Source organism: Sedimenticola hydrogenitrophicus, assembly GCF_025175675.1.
Taxonomy (GTDB): domain Bacteria; phylum Pseudomonadota; class Gammaproteobacteria; order Chromatiales; family Chromatiaceae; genus Sedimenticola; species Sedimenticola hydrogenitrophicus.
Map to the genome: position 1 here is coordinate 40,903 of NZ_JANIOA010000034.1, position 6,939 is coordinate 47,841.

The window sequence follows — 6,939 nt, forward strand, 5'->3', positions numbered from 1 at the left end:
TTATTACTCTCTGTCCGTTCAGGATCCATCGCTCAACAGCGAAATCACCTTTTGATTACGTTTCTTTTTGGCGATGTCCGCAGCGGTGCGGCCGCTCTTGTCCTGCAGTGTGACATCCGCGCCGTTGATCAGCAGCAGTTTGACCAGCTCCTCGTCCCGCAGGGTGGCCGCCTCCATCAGCGCGGTGATCCCTTCGTTGTCCGCCTTGTTGACATCCGCCTTGCGTCTGAGCAGCAGTTCAACCTCATCGAGCCGACCACGACCAACCGCCCATACCAGTGCAGTGGCACCGTCCTGATCCTGGGCGTTGACGTTGGCGCCCTTCTCCAGCAGCGCCTCTATTACCGGCAGGTGCCCGTTGTCCGCCGCGATAATCAGCGCGGATCTGCCGTGCGCATCCCGTGCCTCCAGGTCGGCGCCGCGTTCAATCAATCTGGCGGCGGTTTCCGCATGTCCCTTCTCCGCGGCATGCATCAGTGCGGTGCGTCCGTCATTGTCGCCCTGATTGGGGTTCGCCCCCTTATAGAGCAACTGCTCCACCATATCGGTCAGGCCGTAGCGTGCGGCTATGCTCAGTGAATCCCAACCGGCGCGAGTACGTGCATTCAGGTCCGCGCCCCGTTCCAGCAGCATGGCGGTGAGTGCCGAGTGTCCGTTCTCCGCGGCGAAGGTCAGGGCGGTACAGCCGGCGGATGCCTTGGCATTCACATCGGCGCCTCGGGTCAACAGATAGGCGGTGGTCTCGAAATTGTCATTTTGGATCGCCATCATCAATGCGGTAACGCCGAACCGGTTGGCACTGTTGACGTCCACTCCCTCGTTCAGCAGCCGGCTGACGGTTTCGGTGTCGCCGATACTCGCCGCCAGGCGGTATTCGCTCTCCTTGGTGCTATCGCCCGCAACCGCGGATGCGACACTGGCCAGGCTTATCAACAGGGCGAAGATCCAGTTCTGCTTCATGATCTTTACCGTCTCCCTTTTTTGAACCGCAAAAAATGATCAACCCTTGTTATCGGTATTCTCTTCGGGTTCATCAGGTTCCGTATGGGCAATGCCTTTATGGCAGTCAATGCAGGTCAGCCCGTCGTCCACCGCCTTGGAGTGGCGTTTGCGCGCCATCCGGCTCTGCTCGCTGAGGTCCATCTGGTCAAAATCGTGGCAGCTGCGGCATTCGCGTGAATTGCTGGCCTTCATTCTGGCCCATACCCGGCTCGCCATATCCCAGCGCCGGGCTTCATACTTCTCCTGGGTATCGATGGTGCCCAGCAGTTCATGCACCACATCCTTGTAGGCCAGCACCTTGGAGACAATCTTGGGGCCAAACTCCTTGGGCACATGGCAATCCGCGCAGGTGGCCCGGACACCGGAGGTGTTCTGGTAATGCACCGACTCCTTGTACTCCTCGAAGTTGACTTTCATCGAGTGACATGAGGTGCAGAACTCCAATTCATTGGTTGAAGAGAGTCCGACGTTGAACAGTCCGGAAAAGAGCATGCCGGCCGAAAATACCAGCACAAGGATAAGGATGAACTTTTTCCTTGAGGTGCCTCCGCCCTGGGGACTACCAGTCATACACAACCCTCAACATATTCATGATCTGAACTGGATTTATGGTGCATGCGGGAATAGGGCGGTAGGGACGGATAAAAAATGCTTATCCACATCACTCGGCCTGATTGAAAAATGCCTGCTCCCCCGCTTACTACGCCTCTCTTAAGTAGAGAGTTTCTTTTTATTATGCACAAAGATGGTACGGGATATCCGGGGTTTTTGCAAAGCAGCTAGCGGTTTTCCACTATAGGGTCAGCGGGTAGCCGGGGCGTCGGGTGACTGACTGGTTGCTGGCATAACAAGTTGAATAATAAAGAAAAAAATCTGCATGATAATGGGAGTTAATGGGCTATTGATATTTACTGTGCTTGAATCAGAAAATTGAATGGAGATTTTGGCGTTGCCGGTGGCGTTTTCAGGCGGTGAGCTTGGCATAGAGCAGGGGCAGTTCACGCGGCAGCTGCGAGGGTTTGTGGATGACCACATAACTGCCGGTCCCGAACAGGTGGGGAAGGTAATCGTTGGCCTGTGCGTCGATGGTGACACAGAAGGGTTGCAGCCCCAGTTGGCGCGCCTCGTGGATCGCACGCCGGGTGTCCTCGATTCCGTAGCGCCCCTCGTATTTGTCCAGATCGTTGGGCTTGCCGTCGGTAAGGATCAGCAGTAGGCGTCGTCCGGCCGGCTGCGCCTTGAGGAGCTCGCTGCTGTGGCGAATGGCGGCGCCCATGCGGGTATAGTAGCCGGGTTTGATGGCATCGATACGACCCCGGACGCTAGCGGAGTAATGTTCATCGAAGCTCTTCAGCTGATGCACCCGTACCGGGTCCCGCTTGCGCGAGGAGAAACCGTACATGGCGAAGCGGTCGCCGGTGGCCGCGAGGCTCTCGGCAAACAGGAACAGCGAGTCGCGTATCACGTCGATCACCCGGGCGTGATTATTCACCCAGGTATCGGTGGAGAGTGACAGGTCGGCCAGCAGCAGGCAGGCCAGATCGCGCGCCCCCACGCGCAGATCGCGGTACAGGCCGTCGCTGGCGGAGGTGTGGCCGGCGGCGCGGTCGCTGGCGTAGCGCAGATAGGCATCCAGGTCGATCTCGCAGCCATCCTGTTGCCCCCGGTGCCAGATGCGGGCCGGGGTCAGGTGCTGGAACTGGGCGCGCAGTTTCTTTGCCGTTCCGCGCAGGCGCTCCGGGAGTTCCCGGGGCTGGGCATCGGCCGCCATCATCGGCACTATGCGGCAGTGCTTCGGGATCAGTTTCTGCTTCTTGAAGTCCCACTCCGGGAGCAGGATGCCTTCACCCAGGACCCGGTCGTCGTTGGCCTCCGAGGGCAGGTCCAGATCAAAACGCAGTTTGCCGGCCGATGCCTTGGCGTCACGGCTGACGCTCAGGTTATCCATATCCTTCAACGCCTCCGCGGCACTCTCCAGGTCGTCGTTATCCTCGGAGCCGCGGTCCATGTTCATGAACTCGCCCCAGGTGAAGATATTCTCCATGCGGATGGTGATCAGGCCCTGGTCCTCCTTCTCCGGTTTTTTGGCGCGTTCCGATTTGTGCCGTTGCATGTCCTCGATGTCCTTGGTTTCACCGCCGCCGCGCTCGCCCTCCTGGTCTCCCGCGCCGCCGGAGGAGGGGGCGGCGATGGGCGGAAAGGGGTGCAGCCAGAGGGGCACCGGTTGCGGCGGGCGTTTCGCCGCCGGCAGCCGGTCGACACTCCCGGGATGCAACAGTGCCTGGCGGATGGCCTGCTCCTGTGCCGCCTCGGCCGTGGGCAGCTTCTCCGGCGGCATGCGTTCGGCCAGGTGGGCGTCCACCAGCAGCCTGTAGCGTTTGCCGATGCCGGGGTAATCATGCAGGGTCTTCAGGGTCAGGCGCTGGTTCTTGCCCAGCCACGCCTCCTCCTGCTGATGGTCCCCCACCGCCAGGGCGGCCAGCCAGGTGTAGAGATAGTGATTGAGGCGTCTTTCCGGGAAGTAGTCTATGGAGACGGGAAGCCGTAATGACTGCGCATCCCGCCACGCCAGTTCAATGCGCTTGCTGCTGCCGGCGATGCGTTGCAGCAAGCCGCGACGCGCGCCATGCTCCGTGGCGTTGGCGGCCAGTACCTCCAGGCCGCCGTCGCCCCCGAGGGCGCGGAACATGATGCCGACGGTCAGTTCGATCTCCTCCAGGTGCACGGCCGCCTCGGGATAGCGGGTATCCGCCATCCGGGTGATCATGCGATGCCAGAGTTCACCGACCTTCTCTTCCATGGTTACTGTTCCTGAAGGCCGGCCTGCAGGCCGGGAGGCGGTTGGCCGGTCGCCGCCGATGTGGCGTGCGGCGATTTCCTGCCGCCGGGATCGCGCCCGGTGACCACCGGCAGCGCCTCCAGGTCGGCCACCCATTTGAGCAGCCCGGGGCGGGTCTGCTGCGCCTGCACCTGGTTGCAGGCCGATATGCACTGGGCACATTCGGTGCAGGTGAACATCTTGCGTTTGATCGAGCGCGGCTTCAGCCGCATCGGGCAGACGTTGTCGCAGGCGTTGTTGCAGTCGGAACAGAGGCTGGCCCGCTTGCGGTCGAAGCCGACCACCATGGCCTTGTCGTTGGCCATCCAGGCCAGGCTCTGGAACAGGCCCACCGCACAGCCGAAACGGCAGAACAGGTGGCGGGCGAACATGAACTCGATAAACAGCAGCAGGGTACCGATGCCGAGGAAGCGCATCTGGTTGGGTGTCAGTGAGGCGCTCAGGAGATTGTGATAGATCTCGAACGGCGGCAGCAGGTAGGTCAGCAGGGAGAGCGCCCAGAGAAAGGCGAAGAACAGGGCGGCCAGCACCGTCAGCGGCCAGAAGCGCCGGTCCGGCTTCTGCACGCTGCCGTTGGCCTGCAGTTCGGGCAGCGGGTTCTTTTCCCAGATACTCGGTTTGCCGCTGGCCCGCTGCATCAGCTTGTTGATGGTCTCCACCACCGAGAAGTGGGGGCAGAGCCAGCCACAGTAGAGTCGACCATAGCGCCAGGCGGTCCAGATCAGGCCGCCACCGACCACGACAATCGGCAAAAAGCCGCGAAACACGAGATTAAAGGCCGCCTGCCCGGGGCCGATCTCACCGGCCATGAAGGCATCCAGTCCCAATGTCCAGTGTTGGCCCAGGAAGAAGAAATGGTACTGGGTCAGGTCGAAACGGAACAGGTCGAGGGGCGGGGCCAGCACAAACAGGGCGAAAAAACCGGCCTGAAACCAGAACCGGTAGTTCTGCAGTTTGGTGGCGCTTTTCATGCGGCACATCCCTGTGCCACACCCTGGCGGGCGGCCTGCGGCCGTGAAAATTGTCTCTCCTGCCATTTTTTCATCGGGTTCGTGGTCATCAGATTTATGGTCGATCAGTTCCCAAAGGCGATATCGACCACCTCCATCAATGCCCGGGTGGTCTCGACATCATCGGTGAGCGGTTCCACCATGGCCGCCCGGCAGGCTTCAAGGGGGGCATAGCCACCGAGGATCAGGGTCGCGGTGTAGACCAGCAGGCGGGTGGAGGCGGCCTCCTCCAGGTCGTGGTCCTTGAGGGCGCGCAGGCTGTTGGCCAGGTTCACCAGCCGTTTGGCCATCATGGCATCGATACCGGTTTCCCCGATGATCACCTCCTGCTCCAGTTCGGCGCTGGGGAAATCGAAGCGGGCGGCGACAAAGCGCTGCCGGGTGCTCGGTTTCATGCCCTTGAGCAGGTTCTGATAGCCGGGGTTGTAGGAGACCACCAACATGAATTCGGGCGGGGCGTGCAGTATCTCGCCGGTGCGCTCGATCGGCAGGATGCGCCGGTCATCCGTCAACGGGTGCAGCACCACCGTGGTGTCCTTGCGCGCCTCCACCACCTCGTCCAGGTAGCAGATGGCGCCCTCGCGAACGGCGCGGGTCAGGGGGCCGTCGCTCCAGTAGGTGCCGCTGTCGCCGATCAGGTGCCGGCCCACCAGATCGGCGGCGGTCAGGTCGTCATGGCAGGCCACGGTGTAGACCGGGCGGCCCAGGCGGGCGGCCATGTAGTTGATGAAGCGGGTCTTGCCGCACCCGGTCGGTCCCTTGATCAGCATCGGTAGCTGGTGCTTGTAGGCGTGCTCGAACAGTTCCACCTCGTTGCCCTGCGGCTTGTAGAAGGGGGTGTCGAGTGCCACGGTCGGTTCTGCGGTCCGGGGCGCGGTCTGGGGCGCGTTGCTCATGGGTAAATCCCGTAATCAATAAATGTTCAGTTGGATAAGATGAAGGCCGTGGTAATCAGGCTGCCGGGGATGATCAGCCAGACTGACACAGGCCAGCGCCACAGTCCACGCAGACCGCCCAGGCCCATAAAATAGGCGCCCACCAGATGGCCCTTGATCAGGGCGATGGCGAGCACGAACAGGGCGATGTTCAGGCCGCCCAGCCCATGCTCACCTATATAGAAGGTAATGAAGGTCAGGACCACCAGGAGGGAGAATACCCAGGTGCTGGGGCGCATGCCAAGAAAAGGTTTGGTGCTCATGATAGCTCCTCAGCGCATGACGTAAACGAGTGGAAACAGGATCAGCCACACCAGATCGACCATATGCCAATACGAGGCGCCGGTCTCGACGCCGGTATGCTCCTGGGCACTGTAACCGCCCTGTTTTGCCTTGATGGCGACAGCGGCGAGTATCACCATCCCCATGATCACGTGCATGAAATGAAACACCGTGAGGGAGAGGTAGAACATATAGAAGGTATTGGTGCTGAGATTGATGCCCAGGGCGAAATGGTGGCTGTATTCACCGATCTTGACAATAAGGAACACGGCCCCCATGCCTATGGCGGCGACCAGCCAGCGAACGCAGACCGCGCTGTGATTCTCCTTGATCGCGGCGACGGCGCGTACCACGAAATAGGAGCTGGTGATCAGGGCCAGGGTATTGATCAGCGCCGCCTCGCGATCCAGATGGAGCTGGAATTCGTTGAACAGGGCGACATTGTTCATCCGGGTGAAGGCATAGGCGCCGAAAAAGGCGGCAAATACCGAAAGCTCGGCCAGGATGAAGATCCAGATCGCCAGGTCCCCGGGGGGATAGCGATTGTCGTGATCAAGATTTTCCTGATCGAGGGTGAGTGCTTCTACTGCCTGGGTCATCTGTCTGATTCCGTGGGATGATTCTTTCAGACCCGTGAATGGGATTCATTAGGGCTTTTAAATCAGCGAGTTAATATCTATTGGTGAGTAAATTACCAGAAGGGTGGGGGTGGCGAATTGATAAATGTTAAATATGGAAAAAAATATCCAACTATTTTAGTCAAGTAAGCGGGCCTGCCCGGATCCGGCACCCAACCGCCCCAAGGGCAACCACAGGGGGTTGCCCCTACGGATTGTCGTGACACCGGCGTGAACGGACCGGTCGCATCTGT

7 protein-coding genes are annotated in these 6,939 nt (G+C 60.4%); all 7 read right to left on the bottom strand.

Annotated features, from left to right (window positions below; all coding sequences use genetic code 11):
* Window positions 1-18: 18 nt before the first annotated feature.
* Window positions 19-960, bottom strand: coding sequence for an ankyrin repeat domain-containing protein (locus tag NPX02_RS16255; protein ID WP_260294837.1), 942 nt, complete (start codon window positions 958-960; stop codon window positions 19-21).
* 39 nt (window positions 961-999) lie between these two features.
* On the bottom strand, window positions 1,000-1,572 hold the full coding sequence (locus NPX02_RS16260) for a NapC/NirT family cytochrome c (protein ID WP_260294838.1): 573 nt from the start codon (window positions 1,570-1,572) through the stop codon (window positions 1,000-1,002).
* Between the two features lie 394 nt (window positions 1,573-1,966).
* The gene (locus tag NPX02_RS16265; protein ID WP_260294839.1) at window positions 1,967-3,802 is read right to left on the bottom strand and encodes a nitric oxide reductase activation protein NorD; all 1,836 of its coding nucleotides are present in this window, start codon (window positions 3,800-3,802) and stop codon (window positions 1,967-1,969) included.
* A gap of 2 nt (window positions 3,803-3,804) precedes the next feature.
* Window positions 3,805-4,812: a 4Fe-4S binding protein gene (locus NPX02_RS16270; protein WP_260294841.1), complete on the bottom strand. Its 1,008-nt coding sequence runs from the start codon at window positions 4,810-4,812 to the stop codon at window positions 3,805-3,807.
* 104 nt (window positions 4,813-4,916) lie between these two features.
* Entirely contained in the window at window positions 4,917-5,747 is an 831-nt protein-coding gene (locus NPX02_RS16275) for a CbbQ/NirQ/NorQ/GpvN family protein (RefSeq protein ID WP_305792908.1), read from the bottom strand.
* Window positions 5,748-5,773: 26 nt separating this feature from the next.
* Window positions 5,774-6,049 (bottom strand): cytochrome C oxidase subunit IV family protein, encoded by a 276-nt coding sequence (locus NPX02_RS16280; protein WP_260294842.1) that lies wholly within the window; start codon window positions 6,047-6,049, stop codon window positions 5,774-5,776.
* A gap of 9 nt (window positions 6,050-6,058) precedes the next feature.
* Window positions 6,059-6,667, bottom strand: a complete 609-nt coding sequence (locus NPX02_RS16285; protein WP_260294843.1) for a cytochrome c oxidase subunit 3 family protein — start codon at window positions 6,665-6,667, stop codon at window positions 6,059-6,061.
* Window positions 6,668-6,939 lie beyond the last annotated feature (272 nt).